Origin of the sequence: Acrocarpospora sp. B8E8 (genome assembly GCF_039871605.1) — a bacterium.
GTDB classification, from domain to species: domain Bacteria; phylum Actinomycetota; class Actinomycetes; order Streptosporangiales; family Streptosporangiaceae; genus Acrocarpospora; species Acrocarpospora macrocephala.
In genome coordinates this window covers 66,776-91,152 of record NZ_JBDPLV010000004.1, presented here as the reverse complement: position 1 = coordinate 91,152, position 24,377 = coordinate 66,776, and the positions used below count along the sequence as shown (strand labels likewise).

Sequence of the window (24,377 nt, the reverse complement as noted above, 5' to 3'; positions counted from 1 at the left end):
CGTGCTCCTTTGCATGAGTGAAATCGAGGGCGACACCTCTCATTCGGTGCGGTACGGCGTGCGGATTGCCCGGCGATCTTACCTGCCCTCCAGGCATTTTTGCTTGACGTGCATTTTTGCCGAAAAGGTAGGTATGGTCTCCTCTACGTGCCGGCAGATCGCCATCGTGGCGTTCGTGATCGCCTCCCTGGGCTGCGGGTTCGCCCAGAACACCGGCCAGCTCATCGCCTGGCGGGTCCTGCAGGGCATCGGCATGGGCGCGTTGCAGGTCCTGGTCCAGGTGGTCATCGCCGCGATGTCACCGGCCGTTCGCGAGGTCGTCAGCGCCGCCTACGGGGACGGCACCGCGCACATCTTTCTCATCTCCGCCGCCGTCGCCGCCTTCGGCCTCATGGCGGCGCTTCACCTCACCCCCACCAAGCTGCGCGACAGCATCGACCTGGCCCCCAGAGCTCTCGTCGAGAGCGGGCGTCACTGACGCCTGGTGTCCCGCTCACCGAACAGCCACGGCCGGGGTCCCAAGTTGTCCGCGGTGGGGTAACCCAGGTCGAATTCGACCGCCGAATCCAGACGATCCATGGCTTCCGCCGGGAGGGTGACGTCGATGGCGGCCAGGTTGTCCTGCAGTTGCTCGGCGGTGCGGGAGCCGATGATCGGGTGCACGGCACGGGACCGGCCGCGGGTCCAGGCGATCGCGACCTGCGACGCGGTCACCCCCAACTCCCCGGCGACATCCTGCACGGCACGCGCCGCTCGATGATCACGCGCGGTGAGGGACGCCGGATTGATCCTGGTCGAAACCCCGACAGGGCTGAGGAACTTGCCCGAGAGCACTCCACCGGCGAGCACCCCGTAGGTGGCCACGCTCAGCCCAAGAGCCTCCGCCATCGGCAGCAGTTCCCGCTCGATGTCCCGCTTGAGCAGGCTGTACGGCACCTGGATCCCCGCGAACGAGGTCCAGTCCCGCCATTCGGCCAGGGCGTTGGCCCGGGAGACCAGCCACGCGGGCAGGTTGGAGGCGCCCACGTAGAGGACCTTCCCCGCGCGGACGGCGTCGTCGAGCGCCCGCATGGTCTCCTCGATGGGCGTGACCTCGTCCCACATGTGCACCCAGAACAGGTCGACGTAGTCGGTGCGCAGCCGCCGCAGGCTGGCCTCAAGGGAGAGGGTCAGGTTCTTGCGGTGGCTGCCGCCCGCGTTCGGGTCCCTGGCGTCCCGGGTGAGCGTGAACTTGGTGGCCAGCACGAACTGGTCGCGGCGCTCCCGCAGGAGGTCGCCCAGGATCTCTTCGCTGTCACCGTAGGCGGAGGCGGTGTCGATGACGTTGCCGCCCGCGTCCGCGTACAGGTTGATCATCTTGCGGGCCTCGGCGGGGCTGGCGAAGCTCATCGCGCCGAGGAACAGGCCGGAGACTCGCAGGCCGGTCGGGCCGAGCAGCTGGTAACGCATCAGGCCACATCCCGGGCGGACAGGTCGAAGGAATCGGTGTCGATCCCGCGCGTCAGGATGCGCCGGGGGTGGATGCGGATCCACGCCGAGTCGAACGGCATGGTGGCCCCGATGCGCTTGCCGAGTTCCTCGCCGCCGGTGGTGTGGGTTTCGGCGCGTCCCCGGATCTCCATGCCGCGCGGGGTCCAGGGATCGGTAGAGGCAAGATCGTCCACGGCGAACGCGACCTCCGGGTGGCGCTCTGCGTCGCGGAACTTCTTGCTCTCGATCATGTTGGTGCCGGCGTGCCCGGCGATCACGATGGTCTGGGTCTCCGGGTCGTAGAAGACCCCTACCGGGACGATATGCGGGCGGCCGCCGGGGCCGACGGTGGCCAGGCGGCCGAGCAGCTGGCTGTTCAGATATTCGATCTCGTTGTCGGTAAATCTCATGATCTTCATTGTGGGGAGCCTATTCGGCGGCAGGAAGGCCGAGGGAAGGCTAGCCCTGGCAGGGCCACGATCCGGGGGTGGCGCCGGCCGTACACTCGGGCCATGGATTTGGGGGCGTTTCTCCGTAGTCGCCGGGAGGCCATTACGCCGGCCGAGGTGGGGTTGCCCGATAGTGGTCGTCGGCGCACGCCCGGTCTGCGGCGGGCCGAGCTCGCCACCATCTCCGGGGTGAGTGTCGACTATCTGACGCGGCTGGAACAGGGGCGCGATCGGCACCCGTCGCCGCAGGTGCTGGGCGCGCTCGCGGACGCGCTGCGGTTGCCGGGAGGCGAGCGGATCCAGCTCCGCAACCTGGCCAAGGCGGCGTCCGGCGCCGACATCCTGTGTCCGGGCGCGCTGCCGCCGGAACGGGAGGTGCGGGCCACGATGCGGTCGTTGCTGGACCGGCTGGAGACCACCCCGGCCGTGCTGCTCAACCGGCTCGGCGAGACGCTCGCCCACACCTCCGCCTACGAACGCCTCGCCAGGCCCATCGGCCTGCTAGACGGACGGCCGCCGAACCGGGCCACGTTCGTGTTCACCGACGACCGGGCTCGATCGGCGTTTCCCGACTGGGAGCGGATCGCCGACGAGGAGGTCGCCGTGCTCAGGTCCGAATCCTCGCCCGATGACCCGCACTTCGCCCACCTCGTCGAGGAGCTGACCATCGTGGGCGGGGCGCCTTTCGCCGAACGGATGCGGGCCGGGCTGGTGCCGCCGCGCCGTACCGGCGTGGAACGGCTCGTGCATCCCGAGGTGGGCGAACTGCACCTGTCGTACGAGACCCTGGACGCCGAAGGCCAGCGGATCCTCTTCTACCTCCCGGCTGACGAAGCCACGTCCGCCGCCCTGGACCGTCTCAACCGGCGCGCGTTGCGGGCCGTACGCGGCTAGACAGGGTCATCACGGGACAACATCCTGGAATCTGTCCTATGTCAGGTCGAGAACGGGGGCTCTCCCGTGACGGTCATCGTGCAGACCGCGTCCCTGCCGCCGGGTGAGCGGGCAGAAGTGGTACGCGACGTCGTGTGCGACTCGGTGGTCCGCATCGAGATCGATCACCACCGGCCGCCGGAGGACATCGACGTCGAGGTGCGGCTGAGCGGCGCCGGACGGATCGGGATCTGCTCGGTACGCGCGACGAGCACCACGATCCGCCGCACGCCCACGCTCGCCCGCGACGACGTCGAACCGGCCGTGTTCCTGGGGCTGCAGCTGTCCGGGTCGAGCATGGTGATCCAAGGTGGGCGAGAGGCATTGCTCCGGCCGGGAGACTTCGCTCTCTACGACACGGCGACTCCTTACACGCTGCTGTTCGAGCATGGCATCGACCAGCATTTCTTCCGGATTCCCCGCGAGGCGCTGGCGCTCCCCAGCAGGACGCTGCGCGAGGTGACTGCGCTGACGCTGGGCTCCGGCAATCCCGTGGCGGAGCTCGCCTCGGCGTACTTCGCCCGCCTGGGCGGCAGCGCGGAGCTGCGGCAGAGCACGCACGCCGACCTGGTCGCCGAACCGAGCATCGAGCTGATCCGCGCGGTCATCGCCACCCAACTGGCCGACCGAAGCCTGAGCTGGGCACCAATGGAGGCGACGCTGAACCTGCGGATCATGGAGTACCTCCGGACCCACTTCGCCGACCGCGACCTGTCGGCCGCACGGATCGCCGCCGCCCACAACATCTCCGTCCGCTACCTGTACACACTCCTGGCCCGATCCGGTATCAGCCTCGGCGACTGGATCCGCGCCCGCCGCCTCGAAGAATCCCGCAAGGACCTGGCCCGCCCCGCCACCCGCTCCCTGACCATCGCCGCCATCGCCCACCGCTGGGGCTTCACCGACGCCACCCACTTCAGCAAGGTATTCAAACGCGCGTACGGCATGTCGCCACGCGCCTGGCGCGACCTGAACCGCCCCAACGAATCCATGCACGCCTGACCAAATCCTGTGCGCACGCGACACGTTCGCCCGCTCCCTCCCGCCCTATCGTGACCAGGCCATCGCCCGTCAAACAGGAGCCTTCACGCATGTCCGCAGAACATGACCTCCAGCAGATCGAGCAGGCCAACGCCGCCGGCTGCACCCCCGTCGTCTTCGTCCACGGCCTGTGGCTGCTGCCGAGCAGCTGGGAGCGGTGGGCGGCGGTCTTCGCCGAGGCCGGCTTCGCGCCGGTGCTGCCCGGATGGCCGGACGACCCCGAGACCGTGGCCGAGGCCAAGGCGCACCCAGAGGTGTTCGCCCACAAAACCGTCGGCCAGGTCGCCGACCACTTCGCCGACCTGATCGGCAAGCTGGAGCGCAGGCCCGCTGTCATCGGGCACTCCTTCGGCGGCCTGCTCGCCCAGATCCTCGCCGGCCGGGGCCTGTCGTGCGCCTCCGTCGCGATCGACCCGGCCCCCTTCCAGGGCGTGCTGCCGCTGCCGGTCTCCTCCCTGCGCGCCGCCGCGCCCGTGCTGACCAACCCGGCCAACATCCACCGCGCGGTCCCGCTCACCTACGACCAGTTCCGGTACGCCTTCGCCAACGCCGTGACCGAGGAGGAGGCCAAACACCTGTACGAGACCTTCTCCGTCCCGGCCCCCGGCGCACCGCTGTTCCAGGCCGCCGTCGCCAACTTCAACCCCTGGAGCGAGACCAAGGTCGACAGCGAGACCCCCGACCGCGGCCCGCTACTGATCATCTCCGGCGAGAAGGACCACACCGTCCCCTGGGCGATCGCCAACGCCTCCTTCAAGAAGCAGCGCCGCAACGAGCACGCCGTCACCGAGATCGTCGAGATCCCCAACCGCGGCCACTCCCTCACCATCGACAGCGGCTGGCGCGAGGTCGCCGACACGGCCCTGACCTTCATCAAGCGGTTCGTCTAGCAGGCGAGCCGGCCCGGCTCCTGGCTGGAGCCGGGCCGTTGCCTAGCGGTGCGCGTTCAGCAGCCGGTGCCGAAGTTGACGGGGATGGCGATCGCGTTGCTCGGGGGCGATGCGTTTCCCGCGGCGTCGACCGCGACGATCGTGACGGTGTTGGTTCCGGGGATCTCCGGTTAAGCGCCGTTCGTGCGAGCCGGAACCGTGAGGATGTCGACGGTGAACGGGGCGCCGTCGGGAAGAGAGTCCGCGACGGTCAGCTCGTCGAGTGCCGCCTCGATCGCGCGGGCCACGCGCTGCTCGACGTCCGCCAGCCGCGCGCTCACCGAGCCGCCGACCGGGCAGCCTGGAGGCGGGCCGTGGATGCCCAGCACCGGCCCATCCCCCTGTACGGCCCGCCACACGTCACCGAGGCTGATCTCGTGCGAGGGGCGGGCGAGCTGCCAGCCGCCGAACACACCGGCTTTGGACTGGACGAAACCGGCGCGGCGGAGCAGGCCGAGCACGCGGCGGAGGTAGACGGAGCTGGAGCCGACGCTGGGGGCCAGTTGCTCGGAGCTCAGCGGCTCCCCGGGGATCGACGCGAGCAGCCCCAGCACGTGATAGGCGACGGCGAAGCGGGTGTTCGTGGGACTGCTCACCCTCGCAGTCTATAACTGCAACCGATCTGGTTATTATTAACCGTCACCGTTCTGATTACGGAAGCATGTGGAGGGCCCAAGTGCCGACCATCGCCATCACCGGAGCATCCGGTCACCTCGGCCGCCTAGTCGCCGAGCTGCTGCTCGACAAGGGGGAACAGCCTGTCCTGCTCACCCGCGATCCGGCCGCGCTCGGCGAGTTCGCGCAGCGCGGCGCCGACGTCCGGCACGGGGATTTCAGCGACCCGACCGGCCTGCGGTCCGCACTGACCGGCGTCGATCGCCTGCTGCTGATCTCGACCGACATCATCGGGCCTGGCCGCGTCGAGCTGCAGACCCAGGCCGTCGAAGCGGCCCGTGCCGCGGGCGTCGGGCACGTCCTCTACACCTCGCTGCCGAGCCCGGACCCGGACAATCCGGCCGCCGTCGCCGTCGACCACCGGGCCACCGAGACCGCGCTGCTCGACAGCGGGCTGACGTGGACGTTCCTGCGCAACAACATCTACGCCGAATACCAGATCCCGACGGCCGCCCAGGCGGTGGCCGGCGGCCAGCTGGTGACCAACAGCGGCGCGGGCGCCACCGCCTACGTCTCCCGCGAGGACTGCGCGGCCGCCGCCGCGGCGGTGCTGACGTCCGAAGGGCACGAGAACACCGTCTACGACATCACCGGCCCGGAGGCGATCGACGCCGCGGCGCTGGCCGCGCTGGCAGCCGAGATCAGCGGCCGTCCGGTCGAGGTGCTCCATGTCGATGACGAGGGGTACGTTCAGGGCCTGGTCGCGGCCGGGCTGCCGGTCGAGGTCGCGCAGATGATCGCCTCGTTCGGCGCCTCGGCCCGCGGCGGCTGGGCGGAACGGGTCTCGACCGCGGTCCGCGACCTCACCGGCCGCGAGCCCAGGTCGCTGCGCGACGTGCTGGCGGAAAACCGGGCCGCGCTGATCGGCTGACCGGCCCTGACGCACCAGCCTGGGGCCTACGCGCACCACACCGGGCCCCAGGCCGACGCCCTGGCCATCTCACCGAGTCCCAGGCCGACGCCCTGCCCACCACGCCGGGCCCCAGGCCGACGCCCTCCTCACCACACTGGGCCTCAGGCCGATGTTCTGCTTAGCGTGGCGGGCCGACCTGGCGGCTGAGCGGTTGTGGGCCGTCACCTCAATTGGCCCGCCTACCAGGACGCCGGGGTGGCGGTCGGGCGAGCTGACATGCCGCCGGTGCCGCATACTCTTGTGGTGGCGCACAAGTGCGCCTGAGGCACGAGGGGGTTGCGGATGCGGACTCTCGGATATGTCGGCGTGCAGTCCGCGGCGGCGGCGGACTGGCTGGATTTCGGGCCGAGGGTCTTCGGCTTCGAGGCGGACCGGCTGGCGGACGGCACGGTTCGGGTGCGTTGGTGCGATCGGGCTTACCGGCTGGCGGTGCATCCCCAGGGGCCGGACCGGCTGCTCTACCTCGGCTGGGATCTGGGCGACGAGGCCGCGCTCGAGGCGGCGGCGGCCCGGGTGGCGGGTGCGGGGTTCGCGGTGGAGCCGGGTGGCGCGCGGCTGGCGGCCGAGCGTTCGGTGCGGTGGATCGTCTCCTTCACCGACCCCTTCGGCCTGCGGCACGAGCTGTTCGTCGGCCAGGAGGAGAAGCCGGGCTCCTATCGGGGCCAACGTCCCAGCTCGCGGGCGGTCACCGGCGATCTCGGGCTGGGTTTCGTGGCGCTGCGGGTGCCCGACCTGCAGCGCGGGCTGGATTTCTACCGCGACGTGATGGGGATGCGGGTCTCCGACGCGATCAACCTGGGCCGGCCGCACGGGGAGATGTGGTTCCTGCGCTGCAACCTCCGCCACCACAGCATCGCGCTCCTGGAGGGCGGCGACGCGCTCCGGCTGGAGCACCTGATGATCGAGACGGCCACGCTGGAAGAGGTGGAGATCGCCTGGGACCTGGCGGAGCGGGAGATGGACGCCTTCGTCAGCCCCGGGCGCCGACTGTCGGACAACATGTTCCTGTTCCGGGTGCGTACCTCGACCGGCTTCGACGTCTGTTACGGCTGGGGCGCGAGCCAGGTCGACGACGAGAACTGGATTCCCCGCTACATCGACTCCTCCCGGGTGGGCGGGATCGTCTACTCCGCGGCGGCCGTGGTCACCGCGCCTCGCTGAAAAGAGCCCGGTGCTGAAAAGCGCCGGCCCGGTCACAGCCCGGCCTCTCCGAGGGCCTCCAGGATCTCCAGGGCGACCTGGGCGGCCAGCCGGTCCCGGTAGTTGTCCAGGTCCAGGCCGGTGATCTCCTCCACCCGGCGGACCCGGTAGGTGACCGTGTTGGGGTGCACGTGCAGCCGCTCCCCGGCTCGCCGGGGACTGCTGTTCTCCTGGAAGTACGACTTGAGCGTCGTCACGTACTTGACGTGATGTTCCTGCTCGTGCCGGAGCACCGCGCCGAGGATGTCGGTGGCGAACTCGCGCAGCGCCTCCGGGTCGGGCACCTGGAGCAGCAGGCGGCTGATGCCGAGGCTGTCGAACGCGACCACCGCGCCACGCCGGCCCAGCCGCCGGACCGCCTCGTTGGTGCGCCGCGCCTCCTCGTAGGAGCGGGCGATGTGCGCGGGCTCGCGGAACGCGCCGCCGATACCGATGGAGACGCCGACGTCGGGGAAGAGCGCGCCGAGCCGCTGCACGCACAGCGCGCCGAGCTGGTCGGCCCGGATGCCGGTGGCGGGCGTGGCCGGCTCGCTCAGCACGATGATCACCTCCCGGGCTCGGACGGCGGTGATCGCGTCCGGCGACTGGGCGACGAACAAGCGCGCGGTGGCCCCGGCCGCGCGCTCGGCGACCAGCCTGCTGCGCTCGCTGTCGCCCGGGGGCGCCTCGATGATGACCGACAGCACGCGGTGGTCCCGCTCGCCGTCGAAGCCGAGGTGCTGCGCCCAGCGCACCACCTCGTCGTTGTCCCGTCCCGAACCGGACAGCAGGCCCTCGATGAGGTCGTCGCGCACCTGGCTGCCCGCCGAGGAGATGACCCGCTCGCGGGCCAGGATGACGCCGCAGATGGTCGCGGCGTGCTCGGCGATCAGCAGGTGGATGTCCTCGCCCTGCTCGGGCGCGTCCGTGACCAGCGAGACGTTCGCGACTAGAGAGACGAGGTAGGCCGGGACGGTGTCGCCGACCAGGATGGGCGCGACGATCCTGGCCCGGCCCCGGGTGGGGTCGGGCAGGCGCATGGCGCGCCGGGTCTTGCCGGCCATCGCCAGCAGGTGCGCGAGCCGGGGGTGGATCAGGTGGTCGTGCACGTACTGCACGGAGTTCTCGTAGCTCTCGCCGGGTGCGGCCGCGGCGAGGATGCCCATCTTCTGGCTGATGACCGCGACGGTCACCTCGGTCCTGCGGGCGATGAGCTGGGCCACGGTGCCGATGTCGGCGTCCTGCAGCGCCAGGCCGGACAGGTGCCGGTAGATCTCCACCAGGTCGCGGAGCGTGCGGTTCTCCTGGTTGATCTCGGTGAACCCGCTGGTGACGGGGGACAGGCCGGCGGAGGTCGACGGTTCGGCCATGTGCGCATCCTAGGGCGAAAGGGGGAAGTTGCCATGTGCTCGGGACCAGAGAAATGCGGAACGTCTTGTGCTGGAGCCCAACGTACCGGCTCCCCGTGATCGGCTATACGTGGGTCACCCGCCGCTCACCCGCCGACGACCGGCACCTGTGATGACGCCCCGGCCGGACCCATCGATCCCACCTGGATCTGTAACAGTCCCGACTCCGAGGATTTACGCGGCGGTATCCCCTTGACGCGAACTTACCCGCAGGGCAGCATGGCGTAACAAATATCAAACGTTTTGTCCAATTATCGGACAAACGCGGGCTGGCGGAGCGGGTTGCCGCCAGCCCGACGCTCAACGGAGGTGACGATGAGCACTCGCATGATCATCCGTCGGCTCGGTGGCGGTCTGCTGGTCCTGTGGCTGGTGTCCATCCTCACCTTCCTGCTGGTCCACCTCATTCCGGGCGACCCGGCCGAGGTGATCGCGGGCGAGAACGCCACCACCGCCGACGTGGAGCGCATCCGCACCCAGCTGGGGCTGGACCGGCCCGTGCTCGCGCAGTACGTCACCTGGCTGTCCGGCGTGCTCCGCGGCGACCTCGGCAAATCGCTGTTCACCGACAAGTCGGTGCTCACCTCGATCGCGGAGGTGGCTCCGCCGACCCTGGTCATCACCGTCATGGCGATCGTCCTCGCGGTGCTGGTCGGGGTGTCGGCCGGCATCGTCGCGGGCCTGACCTTGGGCAGCCGGCTGGACCGGCTGGTCTCCACCCTGGCCACCCTGGGCATCGCGATGCCGAGCTTCTGGCTGGGGCTGGTGCTGGTCTCGGTCTTCGCGCTCACCAACACCTGGCTGCCGGCGACCGGTTACGCGGACCTGGGGGAGGGCTTCGGCACCTGGCTGTCCCACGTGATCCTCCCCTCCACCGCGCTGGGCCTGGCCACGGCCGCGGAGCTGGCCCGGCACACCCGCGGCTGCGTGGCCGACGTGCTCACCCGGCCGTACGTGCGAACCGCGCGGGCCAGGGGCGCGTCCGGCGGCTGGCTGGTCCGGCGGCACATCCTGCGCAACGCCGCCATCCCGGTGGTGACCGTGCTGGGCCTGCAGGCGGGGCGGCTGCTGGGCGGCGCGATCGTGATCGAGGCCGTGTTCGGCATCTCCGGCCTCGGCACCCTGGCCGTCAACGCGGTGCTGCAGCGCAACTACCCGGTGATCCAGGGATACGTGCTGCTCTGCGCCGTCGTCGTCGTCCTGATGAACCTCATCGTGGATCTGGCCTACGGCTGGATCAATCCGAAGGTGCGCACCGCATGACAACCGCCACCCTGAGTTCCGCCACCAGAAATTCCCAGCGCAGCCGGGTCATCAGGAACGTCCTGCGCCGCCCGTCCGCCGCGACCGCCGCCGGATTGGTGGCTATCCTGGTGCTGTTCGCCGTTTTTGGCCCGCTCATCTCCCCGCACGACCCGGACGCGCAGGACCTGGGCAACCGGTTCGCCGAGCTGAGCTGGTCCCACCTGCTGGGCACCGACGAGTTCGGCAGGGACGTGGCCAGCAGGATCATCCAGGCGAGCAGGATCGCCCTGGTCGCGCCGCTCATCTCGGTGGGCGTGGCGCTGCTCATCGGCCTGCCGTTCGGCCTGTGGGCCGGGCTTCGCCGGGGCGTCGTGGACGCCGTCGCCGGGCGGCTGGCCGACACCGTCCTCAGCCTGCCCGCCATGGTCGGCGCGCTGGCCATCCTGGCGGTGCTCGGCCCCGGCCTGGTCAACGCCATGGTGGCGATCGGCATCATCTTCGCGCCCGGCCTGTTCCGGGTGGTGCGCGGCGCGACCCTGGCGGTGGCCGAGGAGACCTTCGTGCACTCGGCGGTGGCGATCGGCTCGCCCACCCGCCGGACCCTGTGGGTGCACATCCTGCCCAACATCGCCGCCCCGCTGCTGGTCCAGGTGACCATCCTGATGGGCGTGGCGCTGCTGGCCGAGGCCAGCCTGAGCTTCATCGGGCTCGGCGTGCAGCCGCCCGACGCCAGCTGGGGGTCGATGCTGAAGGCCGCCTACACCAACCAATTCGACGCGCCCTACTCGGTCGTGCCGCCCGGGATCGCGATGGTCCTGACGGTGCTGGCCTTCAACACCATCGGTGACGCGATCCGCGACGCCGTCGGACTGAGGAGAGGCATATGACGCTGCTGTCGGTGGAAGGGCTCACCATCGACCTGCCCGGCCGCCAGCCCGGCCTGGTGGAGGATGTCAGCTTCCAGGTGAGCGAGGGCCGCTCCACCGCGCTGATCGGCGAGTCCGGCTGCGGCAAGACGCTGACCTCGATGTCCATTCTCGGCCTGCTGCCCGCCGCCGTCCGGGTCACGGCCGGTTCTGTCTGGTTCGACGGGGTCGACCTGCTCACGTGCACGCCCCGGCAGCTGCGCCGGATCCGCGGCGGGCCGGTCGGCATGGTCTTCCAGGAGCCGATGAGCAGCCTCAACCCGACCATGACGGTCGGCGACCAGATCGCCGAGGCGCGGCGGCTGCACCTGGGCGAGCGGCGCGGGGTGGCCCTGGCGCGAGCGCGCGAGCTCCTGGAGCGGGTCGGCATCCCGAACGCCGCCAGGAGGATCGGCTCCTACCCGCACGAGATGAGCGGCGGCATGCAGCAGCGGGTCATGATCGCGGCGGCCATCGCCTGCGAGCCCAAGCTGGTCATCGCCGACGAGCCGACCACCGCGCTGGACGTCACCATCCAGGCCGAGATCCTGGCCCTCCTGCGCGACCTGCAACGCGACCTCGACCTGGCCGTCCTGCTGGTCACCCACGACCTCGGCGTGGTCGCCGACTTCTGCGACGAGGTGGTCGTCATGTACGCCGGTCACATCGCCGAGCGCACCACCGTGGACCGGCTTTTCTACGACCCGGGGCACCCGTACTCCAGCGCCTTGCTGGCCGCCGTGCCGCAGTCGGGCCAGGCCAGGTCGCGGCTGACGGTGATTCCGGGGCGGGTGCCGTCCGCCGGAGGGTTCCCGGCCGGGTGCCGGTTCGAGCCACGCTGCGCGCACGCCGTGGAGCACTGCCGGGAGCCCCAGCCCGACGCCCTGCTGGGCGAAGGACATCGCACCCGATGTGGCCGCGTCGCCTCCGGCGACCTGACGCTCAAGGGAGCCGGCCGTGGCTGAGGATCGGGTGGTCCTGCGGGTCCAGGGCCTGAGCAAGTCGTTCCCGATGCGCCGGGGCGCGTTCGGCCGGACGGTGGAGAGCGTCCGCGCGGTGGACGGGGTGGATCTGGAGGTGCGGGCCGGAACCACCGTCGGCATCGTCGGCGAGTCGGGTTCCGGCAAGACCACCGTGGGCCGGTTGATGGCCCGGCTGCTCACCCCCGACCAGGGCACCGTCGAGGTGGAGGGCAAGGATGTCAGCCGGGCCAAGGGCCGTGAGCTGAAACAGATGCGCGCCCGCCTCCAGGTCATCTTCCAGGACCCGTACGGCGCGCTCGACCCCACCAAGACCGTCGCCCACGCCGTCGCGGAACCGCTGCTGGTGCACGGCCGGATCCGCCGGGGGGAGATGCGCGAGCGGGCGGCCGCCCTGCTGGCCCGGGTGGCGCTCGACCCGGCGTTCGTGGACCGCTACCCGGACGAGCTGTCCGGCGGGCAGCGGCAACGGGTCTGCATCGCCCGCGCCTTGGCCCTGTCGCCCAGCGTGCTGGTGGCCGACGAGCCGACCTCCGCGCTCGACCTGTCCACCCGGTCGGAGATCCTCAACCTGCTGCTGTCCATCCAGGAGGACACCGGCCAGGCGATGGTGCTGGTCTCGCACGACTTCGCCACCGTACGGCACCTGGCGCACCGGATCGCGGTGATGTATCTCGGCCGGATCGTCGAGGAAGGTCCGGCCGAGCAGATCGCGGAGGACCCGCGGCACCCCTATACCAAGGCGTTGTTGTCGGCGGTGCCGCTGCCCGACCCGCGCGCCCAGAGGGCCCGGCGCAGGACCGTGCTGAAGGGCGACCTGCCCGATCCGGCCAACCCGCCCTCGGGCTGCCGGTTCCACACCCGCTGCCCGGTGGCGCTGCCCGAGTGCGCCCAGCAGGACCCGCCGCTGCTGCAGATCGCGGCCGAGCACCGGGTGGCCTGCGTGCGCCACCGGCCGGGCGAGAAGCCGATGGATGAAGTGACGATCCCCCAGGAGACCGTGCGATGAACGACAGGGGAGGTGCGCTGGCGGGTGTCAGGGTGGTCGATTTCGGTCACTACGTGGCCGGGCCGCTGGCCGCGCTGATGCTCGCCGACCAGGGCGCCGACGTGGTCCACGTGGACCGCCCGGGGGCCGTGCTGGACAGCGCCGACGCATTCCTCAACCGGAACAAACGCCGCATCACTCTGGACCTGAAGGCCGACCTGGACACCGCCAGGGAGCTGGTCCGGCGGGCCGACGTGCTGATCGAGAACTTCCGGCCGGGGGTGATGGATCGGCTCGGGCTCGGCTGGGCGGAGTTGCGCGAGGTCAACCCCCGGCTGCTGTACTGCTCGCTGCCCGGCTTCGCCGCCGCCGACCCGCGGGCCGGGATACCCGGCTGGGAGGGGGTCATCGCGGCGGCCACCGGCAACTGCCGGATCAGGGCCGGGTACGTGCCCAAGGGCTGGGACCCCACCCGCCCGACCTACAGCGCGATCCCGGTGGCGTCCAACTTCGCGGCCTTCTGCGGGGCCTTCGCGGTGGTGTCGGGGCTCACGTCGCGGCACCGCACCGGCCGGGGAGATCGCATCGAGGTGCCGCTGTACCACGCGATGTTCGAGGCGATCGGGGGTGCCGGGGCGTACCCGACGGCGCGGGGTCTTGGACCGGAACGTGCCATCGCCGCCAACGGCAGTGGCACCTACCGCTGCGGGGATGGCCGCTATGTGCAGTTCAATCCGATCGGCGCGACCACTCGCTTCCTCTCGTGGTTTCTCGACGCGGCGGGGGTGGCCGAGTGGGCCGGGGAAGGACTGACCGACCGGCCCAGGATGGACCGCGAGCCGCACCTGCGTGACCTGCTGCAGAAGCGGCTGACCGGGCTCTTCCTGACCCGGCCCGCGCTGGAGTGGGAGGAGCTCGCTGACGCGGCCGGGGTGCCGCTCACCTTGGTGCGGACCACCGGGGAGTGGCTGGAGTCCGAGCATGCGCGCGTGTCCGGCGAGGTGGTTGTGCTGGATGACCCGGTGCTTGGGCCGACCGCCATGCCCGGCTCCCCGGTCTGGCTGTCGGGGACCCCCGCCGTGCCTGGCCGGGCACGCAGCCTGCCCGACGGGGACCGTGCGGAGATCTTGGCCGAGTTGGCCACGCCGTCGGGTTCCGCGTGGTTGCCGGCGGGTGGGGGCGGATTGCCGTACCAGGGGCGGAAGGTTGTGGATCTGACCCAGATTCTGGCCGGGCCGAGTGCGGGGCGCATTCTGGCCGAGTTCGGGGCCGACGTGGTCAAGATCAATGTGCCGCAGCGGTCGGTTGGCGCGCATGGGTTCGTGAATCGGGGCAAGCGCACCGTGCTGCTGGACGTCAAGTCCAGCCAGGGTCAGCAGGTCCTGTGGCGGTTGATCGACGAGGCGGATGTGCTCACGCACAACTTTCCGGGGCGGACCGCGGACAGTTACGGACTGGGTTATCAGCATGTGCGGGCCCGCCGGCCGGACATCGTCTACGTGTCGGTCAACTGTTTCGGGCGTGGCGGGCCGTGGTCGGATCGGCGCGGCTACGAGACGCAGGGCCAGGCGGCGACCGGGATCATGGTCCGCTCTGGTGGGGAGGGGCCGCCGGGGGTGTTCGGGCCGTACAACGTGCTGGATTACGGGACCGGCGCGATGGCGGCGTTCGCCGCGGCGCTCGGCCTCTACCACCAGGAGACCACGGGACAGGGGCAGCACGTGCACGCCTCGCTCACCCAGACCGGCCTCTACCAGCAGGCCTGGCTGGTGCTGGGCTCGGCGGATCCCGGGCAAGGCCCTGCCGCGCTCGGACCGAGCCCATGGCAGCGGTTCTACCAGGCCGCCGACGGCTGGTTCTACCTCGGCGCGACGGAGGAGCAGCTGCGCCGGGTGCCGGGCCTGGGCGAGTTGGACCCGGATTCCGGCCATGAACACATCGCCGCCGTGCTGGCCGCCGCTTTCCGCTCGTCCGGCGCGGCCGAGTGGACGCGGCGGCTGGTCGCGGCGGGTGTGGGCGCGCATGCGGTCACCTCGCTCGGCGAGCTGATGACCGACCCGGGCGTCAGAACCCTCGGGCTGAGCGTCAACCAGGTCTCCGAGGAGGTCGGAGAGGTGGTGATGCCCGGTCTCGCCATCTCGGTCGAGGGCAATCCGCCCCGGCTGGGCGAGCCGGTCCGCCGCCCCGGGGCGGACGGGCGCGAGGTGCTGGAACAGATCGGCCTGGGCGACGAGGCCGACGCGCTGGCGCGGGGCTGGGCTGTCCAGCTGGACGCGCTGCCTCCGGGCTGGAACCCCTTCTGATGGGAGATCCGATGGAATACGACCTGCTGATCAGAGGCGGCCGGGTCCTGGACCCGGGACAGGCCATCGACGGTGTCCTGGACGTGGCGATCACCGGTGGGCGCGTCAGCGCGCTGGGCCAGGACATCCTCGCCGACCAGGCCCGCCGCGTCATCGACGTGCGCGGCCGGTATGTGGTGCCCGGCTTGATCGATCTGCACACCCACGTCGCCTACGGCGCCATCACGCCCGGCGTCGGCATGGAGGGCTGCGACCCCGACGTGATCGGCGTCGGTTCCGGAGTGACCACGCTCGTGGACGCGGGCTCGGTCGGCGTGGCCGCCATCGGCGTCTTCTCGGCCTTCATCCAGCCCAAGGCCAGCACCAGGATCGTGCCCTACCTGAACATCGGCAGCTATGCCCACACCATGCCCACGATGGTGGACGTCAACAGCATGGACGAGATCGACCAGGACGCCATCGCCCGGTGCATGGCCGCCAACCCCGGCCTGGTCCAGGGCGTCAAACTGAGGCTGGTCGGGCCGCTCGTCGCCGAGCGCGGCAAGGAGGTCTTCGCCGCCGCCAAGGACGTCGCCCGCGAGTACGGCGTGCCGCTCATGGTCCACATCGGCGACCTGTCCGCGCACCGGCGACCGAATCCCGAGCGGCTCACCCCCGTCACCCAATTCGCCCTCGACCAGCTAGACCCCGGCGACATCCTCACCCACCTGTGCACGCCCAACCCCGGCGGTGCGCAGGGGATGACGCAAGCCCTGGTCGCGGCCAGGGAACGCGGGGTGATCCTGGACTCCGCGCTCGGCCGCGGCAACTTCGGCTACCGGGTGGCCAGCGAGCAGCGCGGGCTGGGCCTCGCGCCGGACACCATCAGCAGTGACCTGACGGCGATGGGCCAGAACTTCCACTCGCTGCTCGAATGCATGGCGAAGTTCCTGGCCGTCGGCTACAGCCTGGCCGACGTGGTGCGGATGACCACGGTGAACGCGGCCAGGGCGATCGGCATGGAAGACGAGCTCGGCGCGATCGCCGTTGGGCGGGAGGCCGATCTCACCGTGCTGGACCTGGTCGAGGGCGACTTCGAGTTCGTGGACACCGCGCAGGAGACCTTTCACGGCGGATATGGCCTGGTGCCCGTGCACACCGTACGAGCGGGAGAACTGGTGCCACCGGTGTGGGGCACCCACCCGTGGGGCTGGCTCCCGGCCACCCGGGGGGCGTTATGACCACACGCGGCGACCGCCACCGCTTCCTCCTCGACGACGACTGGGAGCGACTGCCCGACGGCCTGCGGCACGCGGACGTGACCGCCGTCGATGTGGACGCGGACGACCGCGTCTACCTGTTCACCCGCTTCGACCACCAGGTCCTGGTCTACGAGCGCGACGGCACGTTCGTCCGCTCCTGGGGACTCGGCCTCTTCACCATGCCGCACGGCCTGACCGTCGGATCCGACGGCGCGATCTACTGCGTGGACGCGGGCGACCACACCGTGCGCAAGTTCACCCCCGACGGAGAACTGCTCCTCACCATCGGAACCGAGGGCGTCCCCTCCGACACGGGCTACACCTCCACCGGCCCCGTACGGGTGCACAGCGTGGAGCGGGTCCGCCACCCCGGCGGCCCTTTCAACCGCTGCACCGCCCTGGCAGTCGCCCCCGACGGCGACCTGTACGTAACCGACGGATACGGCAACTGCCGCGTCCACCACTTCTCCCCCGACGGCGAACTGATCCACTCCTGGGGCGAGATCGGCACCGGCCCCGGCCAGTTCCACCTCCCGCACTGCCTGGACATCACCCCCGACGGCCGGATCCTGGTCGGCGACCGCGAGAACGACCGCATCCAGGTCTTCGACACCACCGGCCGGTTCATCGAGGCGTGGACGGACGTACGCCGCCCCTGCGCGCTGACCGTCGCGCCGGACGGCACGGTCTTCGTGGCCGAGCTGTGGCGGCCGAAGGGCGCGAAGTCCTTCGTCCACGGCGAGATGGCCGAGGACCACCCGGCCCGGCTCTCCGTGCTGGGCCAGGACGGTGGCGTGCTCGAGCGGTGGGGCGACTCCACCCAGGACCGCGCCGCCCCCGGCAACTTCATCGCCCCGCACGGCATCGCGCTGGACTCCCGCGGCGACCTGTACGTCGCCGAGGTGACCTACAGCTTCGCCGTCAGACCAGGCCTGGTCGATCAGTCGTGCGCCAGCCACCAACTCCAGAAATTCAAAGGAATCGTATGAGGCGCGACACCCACCGAATTCTCACCACCCACGGCGGCAACCTGCCCAGACCCAAGGACCTGGACGACCTGATCGCCAAGGGCGAGCGGGCGGCCGTAGACGAGCGACTTCCAGGCGCGGTAGGCGAGGTCGTAGACCTCCAGATCGCCTGCGGCCTGGACACCGTCAACGACGGCGAGTACGTCAAAGCCGCGAACATGTCCGGATATGCCGGTTATATCCACGCCCGGGTGACCGGCTGGGAGACCCTGCCCATCGAGCCGGGCACGCCGCCGAAGCGTGAGTTCGTGGCCGCTCGCGACAAGGCCGAATTCCCCGGCATGTACGCCTCCGGGTTGTGGCTGGCAGGCTCGGGGGGGCCGATCCGACCGGGCTTCTCAACACCCGGCGCCGCCCCAAAGATGTCCACCACCGAACGGGTGTGTACGTCCCCGATCGCTTACACCGGCCAGGACGCCATCGCCGCCGACATCGACGCCCTGAAGACCGCCCTCACTGGCCGGGAGGCGGACGGCTTCATCGCCGCCCTCGGCCCGCTCAGCCTGGGCGCCGGCGCGCGGAACGCGTACTACCCGAGCGAAGAGGACTACATGTTCGCGGTGGCCGAGGCGCTCCGCGAGGAGTACCGGGCGATCACCGACGCCGGTCTGATCCTGCAGATCGACGAGCCGGAGTTCGCCACCACCTGGCAGTTCCACCCCAGCTGGACGGTAGAGGACCTGCGCAGCTACCTGGAGTCGGCGGTCGAGGTGCTCAACCACAGCATCGCCGGGCTGCCCGCCGACCAGATCCGGCTGCACACCTGCTGGGGCAGCGGCCACCGCCCGCACACTCAGGACATCGGCCTGCAGCACATCGCCGACCTGCTGATCAAGGTCAACGCAGGCGCGTACGCCATCGAGGCGGGAAATGTCCGGCACGCGCACGAGTGGCGGGTGTGGGAGGACGTGAAGCTGCCCGAGGGCAAGATCCTCATCCCTGGGGTGGTCAGCCACGCGACCGACCTGGTCGAGCATCCCGAGCTGGTCGCCGAGCGGCTGGTGAACTTCGCCGGCGTGGTCGGCAGGGAGAACCTGCACGCCGGCACCGACTGCGGGATCGGATCCCGGGTGGGCCACGAGGAGATCGTCTGGGCGAAGCTGCGCGCTCTCGCCGAAGGCGCCGCGATCGCCGCTGAGCGGTTGCGGTAACGAGTGGAACGAAAAAAGTGAAATAGGGAGGCAAGGGCCGTGAAACGAACATCAGTGAAATCGGCCGGTGTGATCCTCTCCTTAGGTCTCGTCCTCGCCGGGTGCGGGAGCGAGACCGGGGGGAGTCCGGCCGGGAGCGCCCAACCGGCCGCGGCGGGATATGACAACAACGCCATCCTGAGGTGGGCGGTGCCGGGCATGCCGACCTCCTTCGACCCGCGCAAGTCGGCGCCGCTGGACCCCGTCTTCCTGGACGTCGTCTACGAGAGCCTGATCAACCGCACCCCGGCCGGGGAGATCATTCCTGGCCTGGCCACCGAGTGGCAGCTCGCCGACGAGAACAAGACGATCACCTTCAAACTGCGGCAGGGCGTGAAGTTCCACAATGGGGAGGAGCTGAACGCCGAAGCCGTCAAGGCGTCTCTGGAGGCGTACAAGAAGGAAGGGGCTCTGGCGGGCACCCTCGCGGGGCTTGAGCAGGTCGAGGTGCTCGCTCCCGACCAGGTCAAGCTGACCTTCACGGAGCCGTCCGGATACATGATCAACGTGCTGGCCGGGGAGCCGGGCATCGTGGTCGCGCCGAGCGCGCTCACCGATCCCGGCCTGACCGGTAAGCCGGTCGGCACCGGGCCGTTCCAGCTGGACACCCTCAGCGAGGGCAAGGTGACCTTCAAGAGGTTCGACGGTTACTGGGACGCCAAGCGCATCACCATCGGCGGCATCGAGATGGCGGTCTTCTCCGACGAGTCCACCCGGCTGCGCGCGGTCAAGTCGGGCCAGGCGGACGGCACGTCCATCACGCCCAGCCAGATGAAGGAGGCCGAGGCGTCCGGCCTGACCGTGATCAAGGGGGCGAACACCACCTTCAACGGCATCCTCATCAACACCGGCTCCGACAAGCTGGCCGACCCGAAGATCCGCGAGGCCATGCTGTACGCGATCGACCGCGAGTCGATCAGCAAGAACCTCTACGCCAGCTCCTGCACGCCGGCCGTGCAGCCGCTCCAGCAGGGCTTCTGGGCGAACGTGCCCGAGCTCAACGACGTCAAGCCGTACTACGACACGGCCAAGGCCAAGCAGCTGCTGACCGAGGCGGGTTTCCCGAACGGCTTCGAGATGCAGCTGGAGGTCGGCCCCAACACCTCCTACCAGACCCTGGCGCAGGCGCTCCAGGCCCAGCTGCAGCAGGTCGGCATCAAGGTCACCATCAAGGTGCTGGAGTTCCAGCAGATGGTGAACGCGCGCAGGACCGGCAAGTTCACCGCTACCGTCTCGCTGCTCCAGGCCGGGCGGCCCGACCCCAGCCAGTTCGTCGCCGACTTCTACCTCAAGGGCGGCCTCTACAACCCCGGCGGCTTCGAGCTGCCCGGCGGCGCGGAGCTGCTCGCCCAGGCGCGGGTCAGCGACGACGTGACCCAGCGCGCGGCGCCGCTCCAGGAGATCTTCAAGAAGGTCCTGGAGGTCGGCCCGCCGGTGGTGCCGGTCTGCGGCGTCACCTACGTGGCCGCCTTCCGCAAGGGCGTCACCGGCATGGAGGTGCCGGTGACGGGCGACTACGACTTCGCCCCCATAAAGATCAGCTCATAAGTCGCAGGGGGGCGTCCCTGGGGCGCCCCCCCCGGAACACCATGGAGGAAGACTGTGCGGCTCGACGACAAGGTCGCGATCGTCACCGGATCTGGACGGGGCCTCGGCCGCGCGTACGCTGAGGCGCTGGCCGCCGCGGGCGCGGGCGTGGTGGTCAACGACATCGACGGCGACGCGGCGGCCGAGACCGTGGCCGCGATCACCGGCGCGGGCGGCCGGGCCGTCGCCGAGGTGTGCGCGGTCGGCACGGCCGAGTCGGCCGACGCGCTGGTCCAGCGGGCCGTCGCCGAGTTCGGCCGGCTGGACGTGATGTGCACCAACGCGGGCGCGCTTCGCGACCGCACCCTGGGCAAGGTCACCGACGAGGAGTTCGACCTCGTCCTGAACAGCCACGTGCGCGGCACCTTCACCTGCGGCCGCGCCGCCGCCGCCCGCTTCCGCGAGCAGGGTGACGGCGGCCGCCTGATCCTGGTCGGCTCGCCCGCGGGCCAGTACGGCAGCTTCGGCCAGACCGCGTACGCGGCGTCCAAGGCGGCGATCATCGCCATGGTCCGGGTCTGGTCGATCGAGCTGGCCAAGGCCGGGGTGACGGTGAACGCCATCGTGCCGATCGCGCTGACCCGGATGGCGGCGACCATCCCGAACCTGGCCGAGGTGGTGGCCCAGGTGGAGGCCGGCGCCCCGGTCCCGCCCGAGCTCCGCCGCCGCGGCATCGGCACCGTCCAGGACGTGGCCCCGCTGGTGGTCTTCCTGTCCTCGGCGGAGTCGGCCGGGATCACCGGGCAGTATTTCGGCTTCGGCGGCGACAAGTTCGCCATCTGGGCGCATCCGAAGGAGGAGTTCGTGACCCACCGGGAGGGCGGCTGGACGGCGGACCAGCTGGCCGAAGACTTCGCCGGGTTCAGCAAGCATCTGCAGAGCCACCTGCCACCCGGCCGCTGAACGGCGGCTCCGCCGGTTCGGTGTCGGCGGAGCCGTTCGAGGTGGGCCGGTTCAGGAGGTCGGTCCAGGTGCTCGGTTCAGCCGAAGTAGAACGCCAGGGAGGCCCGGGTGATCTGATCGCGTAGCGTCGGCTCCGGCACCGTGGTCGCGAAGGAGTCCACGGCATCCCGGTAGGTGAGCGGCCGCCGCGCGCCGACGAATGGGGCGTCGCTGCCCCAGAACAGCCGTTCCGGCCCGACGGCGGCGAGCAGCGTCGCCGCATATCCGGCCAGCCTGGCGGGGGGAACGCGGAACCGGTATCCGGCCGACAGTTTCACCCAGACCCGGCCGGTGGCCAGGCCGCGCAACAGCGCCGCGCCTCCGGGGTTGGCGTAGCCGGTCGCGGGGTGCGGGTCGCCGAAATGGTCCACGACCACCTTCACCCCGGCAGCCAGCAGCGAGTCCAGCACCGCAGGCAGCCGCGCCGACTCGATGTTGAGCTCGACGTGCCGGCCCAGCTCGGCGACTTGGCGCAGCAGCGCGCGGTAGCCAGGCCCGGCCAGGTCCGGCAGATCGGCACGGCGACGCCACTGAAACCGCACGCCGGCCACGCCGTTGACGCGCAACCCGGCAAACTCGGTTGGCTCGGTCGCCTCTGTGGCCGGTTCCACGTGCACCGTGCCGCGCAGCCTGGGGTATGCGCGTAGCGCGGCCAGGGTGTACTCGTTCCGGTCGTCGAGCAGACTCATCGCGGAGATCACCGCGTGGCTGACGCCGTGCGCGTCCATCATCGGCAGGAACGCCTCGGTGGTCAGGTCGCCCTCCGGCCGGGTCCAGGCTCCGGCCGCCAGCGGCAGCGCTTTGCTGAACAGGTGGACGTGGGTGTCGACCAGCGGCAGCGTCATGTCAGGCCGTACAGGCGGGCGGCGGTGCCGCCGAGCACGAGGGCGGCGTCTCCGGGCGTGAGTCCGGCCACCGATTCCCGGCCGATCCGGACCATGTCCGGATAGCCGACCGGGGTCTGCGTGACGTCCGAACCCCACAACACCCGCCCGGCCCCGAACCGGGACACCAGCCAGAACACCACGTCCGCCGGGGCCACCCCGGCGGACAGCAGCCGGGCGTGGTTGAGGGTGGTGACCTTGACGTGCACCTGCTCCAGGTCGGCCAGCGCGAGCAGCCCGTCCGCCCCGGGGTACGGCTCCGGCCGGTCGGCTTCCACGCTGGCGATGTGGTCGAGCACGACGGGCGTGCCGGGGAACGCGCGGACCACGCCGGGCAGGGCGGCCAGGCAGTCGTCGCGGTTCCACCGGTAAATGTGCAGGCACATGGACAGCCCGAGCTCGGCGGCCTGCCGCCAGACCCGCAGCGCCGCAGGGCCCGCGAACCAGTCCGTGCCGCGAGGGCCGCCGTGCTGGTGTCCGCCCGGGGCGGTCAGCCGCATCGCCACCGCGCCGCGCGTAGCCCAGCGGCGTACCACCGCGTCGGCATCGTCGGCCAAAGCGTCGATCACGCACATGGCCGCCAGCCGGTCCGGATAACGTGCGGCCGAGTCCACCACGTAGCTGTTGTCGAAGCCGTACACGTGCGCTCGCTGCACCGCGACGGCGGCGGTGAGACCGTGCTCGTCCAGCGCGGCGAGCAGCCGCTCTGCGGTCATCGGGTCGACCACCTCGCCACCCGGGTAGGCGGGGTCATTGATGGTCAGATGGGCGTGCGCGTCGACTAGCACAGGCGCTCCCAGACGAGGACGGGCGTCGGTGGCTGGCCAGGGGTGCGCTCGGCGCGCAGGACCAGCCGAGATCCCGTCACGACGGCCAGGCGGACCAGCGTGGCGCCGATCCAGTTGGGATAGATGGCGGCTTCGACGTGGTGCACGATCCGGTCGCCGAGCCATTCGTACCGGCCGCTGTAGGCGCCGTAGCCGCGCACCGCGTCGAGCCGTTCCGCGTCGCTCGCCCAGCGCCAGTTGGCGGCGGCCATCGGCGGCCGGTTCCCTGGCATGTACTGCACCGCCATGTAGCCGTCCGGACCGTAGAGGAGCCGCCCGAGCGGGGTGTCGCCGAGCGGCCGTTCCCCGTCCTCCAGGTAGTAGTCGTCCAGACGCCAGGTGCCGATGATCATGGGGCTGGATACTCCGCCGCGTTCAGCACCCACCCGGCCTTGGCCGAGAAGTCCGCGCGCGGCGGGCTGAACACGTCGATGAGCAGGTGCTGCCCGGCGCCCATGGCCTGGCTGGTGTGCACGGTGGGCGGTGGGATGATCGCGACGGACGGGCTGCCCACCCGGGCGTGCTCGTCGTCGCGCCACTGGTCCAGCTTGGCCGTCCACGGGGTGCGGACGTGGTGGACGTAGTCGCCCGCCACGGTCAGCGAGCACTGTTCGAAGTCGTCGTGGTGGTGCGGGGACATCCGGTCGGGGTCGCGCGGCCCATCGCTGGGGTCACCGAAGTTGACCATGAAGGAGCTGGTCCGGAATATCCGCCCGAACCGGCCAGGCTCCCGGGGATAGTCGGCGGTGAGATACACGCGCAGCCGGTGCCCGGCGGGCGGGTCCGGCCAGGGCTCCAGCAAGGCCACCCGGGGGTGCGGCTCGGCGTAGGACGCGGCGTTGGCGCAGCGGGCCAGCACGTCCGAGGCGCGCACGTCGAACAGGCGGAACAGCTCCACCTGGCCGCGCGCGGTGATCGAGCTGTCCCCCGGGGGCACGACGACCAGGCCGCTGCCGGACACCGTCCTGCTCTCGGAGCCTGCCGTGACCTCGATGGTCGCCTCGGCATCCGGCAGGATCACGACATACTCCTCGCCCTGCTCCGCGGCCGAGCGGCTGAGCGTGTCGCCGCCGGCCAGCCGGCTGTAGGCGATCGCCAGGTTCTGCCCCCGGGCATACCAGGTTCTGCCCCCGCGTTCGGTCGTCTCCTGCGGCGGCAGGCTGAGGAACTCGAAGGTGGCCAGCGCGGCGATCGGCGCGTTGGTGTCGATCGGGCGTCCCGCGTTGAGCGCGGAGCGCGGGTCGGTTGCGCTGTACATG

Annotated in this window: 24 protein-coding genes; 16 read left to right on the top strand and 8 right to left on the bottom strand. The window is 70.7% G+C overall.

The genetic code is table 11. The annotated features are described in order from the left end of the window. The first annotated feature begins 133 nt into the window (after nt 1-133). Nucleotides 134-478 carry an MFS transporter gene (locus ABGB08_RS05670; protein ID WP_347587010.1) on the top strand — a complete coding sequence of 115 codons (345 nt, stop codon included), beginning with the start codon at nt 134-136 and terminating at the stop codon, nt 476-478. On the opposite strand, the gene ABGB08_RS05665 is transcribed toward ABGB08_RS05670, so the two are convergent. Both ABGB08_RS05665 and ABGB08_RS05660 read right to left on the bottom strand, forming a co-directional pair. Next, nucleotides 472-1,449 (bottom strand): aldo/keto reductase, encoded by a 978-nt coding sequence (locus ABGB08_RS05665; protein ID WP_347587009.1) that lies wholly within the window; start codon nt 1,447-1,449, stop codon nt 472-474. The genes ABGB08_RS05670 and ABGB08_RS05665 overlap by 7 nt on opposite strands. Then, the gene (locus ABGB08_RS05660; protein WP_347587008.1) at nt 1,449-1,880 is read right to left on the bottom strand and encodes a PPOX class F420-dependent oxidoreductase; all 432 of its coding nucleotides are present in this window, start codon (nt 1,878-1,880) and stop codon (nt 1,449-1,451) included. Before ABGB08_RS05660 ends, ABGB08_RS05665 begins: the two co-directional genes overlap by 1 nt. Before the next feature lie 102 nt (nt 1,881-1,982). Here ABGB08_RS05660 and ABGB08_RS05655 point away from each other — a divergent pair, with 102 nt between their 5' ends. From ABGB08_RS05655 to ABGB08_RS05645, 3 genes are all read left to right on the top strand, one after another. Further along, a complete protein-coding gene (locus ABGB08_RS05655) occupies nt 1,983-2,813 on the top strand; it encodes a helix-turn-helix transcriptional regulator (protein WP_347587007.1) in 831 nt (276 codons plus the stop codon). Between the two features lie 66 nt (nt 2,814-2,879). Beyond that, nucleotides 2,880-3,854 (top strand): helix-turn-helix domain-containing protein, encoded by a 975-nt coding sequence (locus tag ABGB08_RS05650; RefSeq protein WP_347587005.1) that lies wholly within the window; start codon nt 2,880-2,882, stop codon nt 3,852-3,854. A gap of 89 nt (nt 3,855-3,943) precedes the next feature. Next, nucleotides 3,944-4,783: an alpha/beta hydrolase gene (locus tag ABGB08_RS05645; RefSeq protein ID WP_347587002.1), complete on the top strand. Its 840-nt coding sequence runs from the start codon at nt 3,944-3,946 to the stop codon at nt 4,781-4,783. A 170-nt stretch (nt 4,784-4,953) separates the two neighbouring features. Here ABGB08_RS05645 and ABGB08_RS05640 read toward each other — a convergent pair whose 3' ends face one another. Further along, the gene (locus ABGB08_RS05640) at nt 4,954-5,418 is read right to left on the bottom strand and encodes an Rrf2 family transcriptional regulator (RefSeq protein WP_347587000.1); all 465 of its coding nucleotides are present in this window, start codon (nt 5,416-5,418) and stop codon (nt 4,954-4,956) included. Nucleotides 5,419-5,498: 80 nt separating this feature from the next. Here ABGB08_RS05640 and ABGB08_RS05635 point away from each other — a divergent pair, with 80 nt between their 5' ends. Further along, nucleotides 5,499-6,368, top strand: coding sequence for an SDR family oxidoreductase (locus ABGB08_RS05635; protein WP_347586998.1), 870 nt, complete (start codon nt 5,499-5,501; stop codon nt 6,366-6,368). A 324-nt stretch (nt 6,369-6,692) separates the two neighbouring features. Next, nucleotides 6,693-7,571 carry a VOC family protein gene (locus ABGB08_RS05630; RefSeq protein ID WP_347586996.1) on the top strand — a complete coding sequence of 293 codons (879 nt, stop codon included), beginning with the start codon at nt 6,693-6,695 and terminating at the stop codon, nt 7,569-7,571. Between the two features lie 32 nt (nt 7,572-7,603). Here the strand turns inward: ABGB08_RS05630 and ABGB08_RS05625 are convergent, their stop codons facing one another. Next, the gene (locus ABGB08_RS05625; RefSeq protein WP_347586994.1) at nt 7,604-8,959 is read right to left on the bottom strand and encodes a helix-turn-helix domain-containing protein; all 1,356 of its coding nucleotides are present in this window, start codon (nt 8,957-8,959) and stop codon (nt 7,604-7,606) included. Between the two features lie 354 nt (nt 8,960-9,313). Between ABGB08_RS05625 and ABGB08_RS05620 the strand changes: the two genes are divergently transcribed. From ABGB08_RS05620 to ABGB08_RS05575, 10 genes are read left to right on the top strand one after another with little or no spacing between them, the layout of a single operon-like run. Beyond that, nucleotides 9,314-10,261 (top strand): ABC transporter permease, encoded by a 948-nt coding sequence (locus ABGB08_RS05620; protein ID WP_347586991.1) that lies wholly within the window; start codon nt 9,314-9,316, stop codon nt 10,259-10,261. Further along, a complete protein-coding gene (locus ABGB08_RS05615) occupies nt 10,258-11,130 on the top strand; it encodes an ABC transporter permease (protein WP_347586989.1) in 873 nt (290 codons plus the stop codon). The genes ABGB08_RS05620 and ABGB08_RS05615 overlap by 4 nt, the downstream gene beginning before the upstream one ends. Next, a complete protein-coding gene (locus ABGB08_RS05610; protein WP_347586987.1) occupies nt 11,127-12,113 on the top strand; it encodes an ABC transporter ATP-binding protein in 987 nt (328 codons plus the stop codon). The genes ABGB08_RS05615 and ABGB08_RS05610 overlap by 4 nt, the downstream gene beginning before the upstream one ends. After that, complete coding sequence (locus ABGB08_RS05605) at nt 12,106-13,137, top strand: ABC transporter ATP-binding protein (RefSeq protein WP_218041421.1); 1,032 nt, start codon at nt 12,106-12,108, stop codon at nt 13,135-13,137. Before ABGB08_RS05610 ends, ABGB08_RS05605 begins: the two co-directional genes overlap by 8 nt. Further along, nucleotides 13,134-15,419 carry a CoA transferase gene (locus ABGB08_RS05600; protein WP_347586985.1) on the top strand — a complete coding sequence of 762 codons (2,286 nt, stop codon included), beginning with the start codon at nt 13,134-13,136 and terminating at the stop codon, nt 15,417-15,419. Before ABGB08_RS05605 ends, ABGB08_RS05600 begins: the two co-directional genes overlap by 4 nt. Before the next feature lie 11 nt (nt 15,420-15,430). Continuing rightward, nucleotides 15,431-16,639, top strand: a complete 1,209-nt coding sequence (locus tag ABGB08_RS05595; RefSeq protein WP_347586983.1) for an amidohydrolase family protein — start codon at nt 15,431-15,433, stop codon at nt 16,637-16,639. Next, complete coding sequence (locus ABGB08_RS05590) at nt 16,636-17,649, top strand: peptidyl-alpha-hydroxyglycine alpha-amidating lyase family protein (protein ID WP_347586981.1); 1,014 nt, start codon at nt 16,636-16,638, stop codon at nt 17,647-17,649. The genes ABGB08_RS05595 and ABGB08_RS05590 overlap by 4 nt, the downstream gene beginning before the upstream one ends. Next, entirely contained in the window at nt 17,646-18,839 is a 1,194-nt protein-coding gene (locus ABGB08_RS05585) for a cobalamin-independent methionine synthase II family protein (RefSeq protein ID WP_347586979.1), read from the top strand. The genes ABGB08_RS05590 and ABGB08_RS05585 overlap by 4 nt, the downstream gene beginning before the upstream one ends. Before the next feature lie 39 nt (nt 18,840-18,878). Further along, the gene (locus ABGB08_RS05580; RefSeq protein ID WP_347586977.1) at nt 18,879-20,426 is read left to right on the top strand and encodes an ABC transporter substrate-binding protein; all 1,548 of its coding nucleotides are present in this window, start codon (nt 18,879-18,881) and stop codon (nt 20,424-20,426) included. A 54-nt stretch (nt 20,427-20,480) separates the two neighbouring features. Further along, nucleotides 20,481-21,368 (top strand): SDR family oxidoreductase, encoded by an 888-nt coding sequence (locus ABGB08_RS05575; RefSeq protein WP_347586975.1) that lies wholly within the window; start codon nt 20,481-20,483, stop codon nt 21,366-21,368. A gap of 77 nt (nt 21,369-21,445) precedes the next feature. Here ABGB08_RS05575 and ABGB08_RS05570 read toward each other — a convergent pair whose 3' ends face one another. Genes ABGB08_RS05570 through ABGB08_RS05555 form a run of 4 tightly spaced genes read right to left on the bottom strand, consistent with a single transcriptional unit; the run spans nt 21,446 to nt 24,376 of the window. Continuing rightward, a complete protein-coding gene (locus tag ABGB08_RS05570; RefSeq protein ID WP_347586973.1) occupies nt 21,446-22,252 on the bottom strand; it encodes an amidohydrolase family protein in 807 nt (268 codons plus the stop codon). After that, the gene (locus ABGB08_RS05565; protein ID WP_347586971.1) at nt 22,249-23,079 is read right to left on the bottom strand and encodes an amidohydrolase family protein; all 831 of its coding nucleotides are present in this window, start codon (nt 23,077-23,079) and stop codon (nt 22,249-22,251) included. The genes ABGB08_RS05570 and ABGB08_RS05565 overlap by 4 nt, the downstream gene beginning before the upstream one ends. Continuing rightward, nucleotides 23,073-23,471: a lipocalin-like domain-containing protein gene (locus ABGB08_RS05560; protein ID WP_347586969.1), complete on the bottom strand. Its 399-nt coding sequence runs from the start codon at nt 23,469-23,471 to the stop codon at nt 23,073-23,075. The genes ABGB08_RS05565 and ABGB08_RS05560 overlap by 7 nt, the downstream gene beginning before the upstream one ends. Beyond that, nucleotides 23,468-24,376 (bottom strand): hypothetical protein, encoded by a 909-nt coding sequence (locus tag ABGB08_RS05555; protein WP_347586967.1) that lies wholly within the window; start codon nt 24,374-24,376, stop codon nt 23,468-23,470. Before ABGB08_RS05555 ends, ABGB08_RS05560 begins: the two co-directional genes overlap by 4 nt. Nucleotide 24,377: the final 1 nt, after the last annotated feature.